Origin of the sequence: Streptomyces sp. NPDC051104 (genome assembly GCF_040682835.1) — a bacterium.
GTDB classification, from domain to species: domain Bacteria; phylum Actinomycetota; class Actinomycetes; order Streptomycetales; family Streptomycetaceae; genus Streptomyces; species Streptomyces cynarae.
This window is the reverse complement of the sequence record NZ_JBFBBS010000155.1, coordinates 1-1,258: the sequence shown is the minus strand read 5'-3', so window position 1 is coordinate 1,258 and position 1,258 is coordinate 1. Positions and strand designations below refer to the sequence as shown.

1 protein-coding gene is annotated in these 1,258 nt (G+C 69.8%); it reads right to left on the bottom strand.

Going from position 1 to position 1,258, the window contains the following annotated elements:
* On the bottom strand, positions 1–1,113 hold a 1,113-nt coding region (locus AB0N14_RS40230; protein WP_366030629.1), incomplete at its 3' end, for an IS701 family transposase.
* Positions 1,114–1,258 lie beyond the last annotated feature (145 nt).

Sequence of the window (1,258 nt, the reverse complement as noted above, 5' to 3'; positions counted from 1 at the left end):
CAGTCCGTCGGGACTGGTGCCGTCGTCCGTCAGGGCCTGGCCTCGGCGTTCGAGGGCGGCGGTGACGGCGAGGAAGGCGTGGGCGAGCAGGGCCAGGGTGACCCAGCGGTGCCAGGAGTTCCAGCGGCGGACCTGGTGCTCGTCCAGCCCGGCCAGGGTCTTCGAGCTCTGGAACGTTTCCTCCACGGTCCAGCGGCTTCCGGCGATCTTGACCAGGGTGGACAGCGGAACCGGTCGGGGTGCGTAGCAGCGGTAGTAGGCGAGTTCTCCGGTGCGGCGGTTGCGGCGGATCAGCAAGTACTGATGGCCTGCCAGGCCGGGTGTGGCCAGGGCCAAGTGTGCCCAGTCGTACCAGCGGTGGCCCTTGGCGCCCTTTCCGGCGGACAGCTTGTGCCAGGCCCGCCGTGGGATGCGCCTGGCCAGGTGGTCGGCGCGCTGTGGCCCGGCCTGGGTGGGCAGGCGGTGGGTGCTGGAGACGGCCAGCACGTAGCCGAGCTGCCGTCGTTCCAGGGTGGCGCGCAGGTGGGGGTTGTCGCCGTAGACCTCGTCGCCGGCCGCCCACGCCGCGGGTGCTCCGGCGTCCAGTGCGCGTTCGATCATCTGCGCGGCGAGCTGTGGCTTGGTGGCGAAGCCGATGTCCTCGGGCACGCCGGCCTGGCGGCATCGCTGCGGATCGGATGTCCACGACTTCGGCAGGTACAGCGCACGGTCGATGCCCGCGTGGCCGTGCCGGGAGGTGTAGGTGAGGTAGACGGCGACCTGGGCGTTCTCGATTCGTCCGGCGGTGCCGGTGTACTGGCGCTGGACACCGACGGTGTGGGTGCCCTTCTTCAGGTCACCGGTCTCGTCGACGACCAGTACGGCCTGGTCGTCGGCCAGGTGGTCCAGCACGAACGCGCGCAGGTCGTCGCGCACCGGATCAGCGTCCCACTTCGCCCGGCTGAGCAGGTGTTGCAGCCCGTCCGGGCTGGTGTCGCCGGTGTGCTCGGCGATCGTCCAGCAGTTTTTACGCGGCAGGTCCGCCAGCAGTCCGAGCATCAACTGCCGTACCCGAAGCCGGGGCTCGACCCGCCCGAAGCGACCCGCTATCCGGCCTAGCAAGCCCTCGAACATCGCCTGCCAGCGGGCAGGCACTACGCTGTGGCCCGCGGCCACCGCTTCATCTTCAGTCCACACACCTGACGATGATCACCGGTGGCCGCACCTGTCTTCCCACCGGCCCCCCACCAGCAAGATCACATCTCCGGCTGGAGTACTA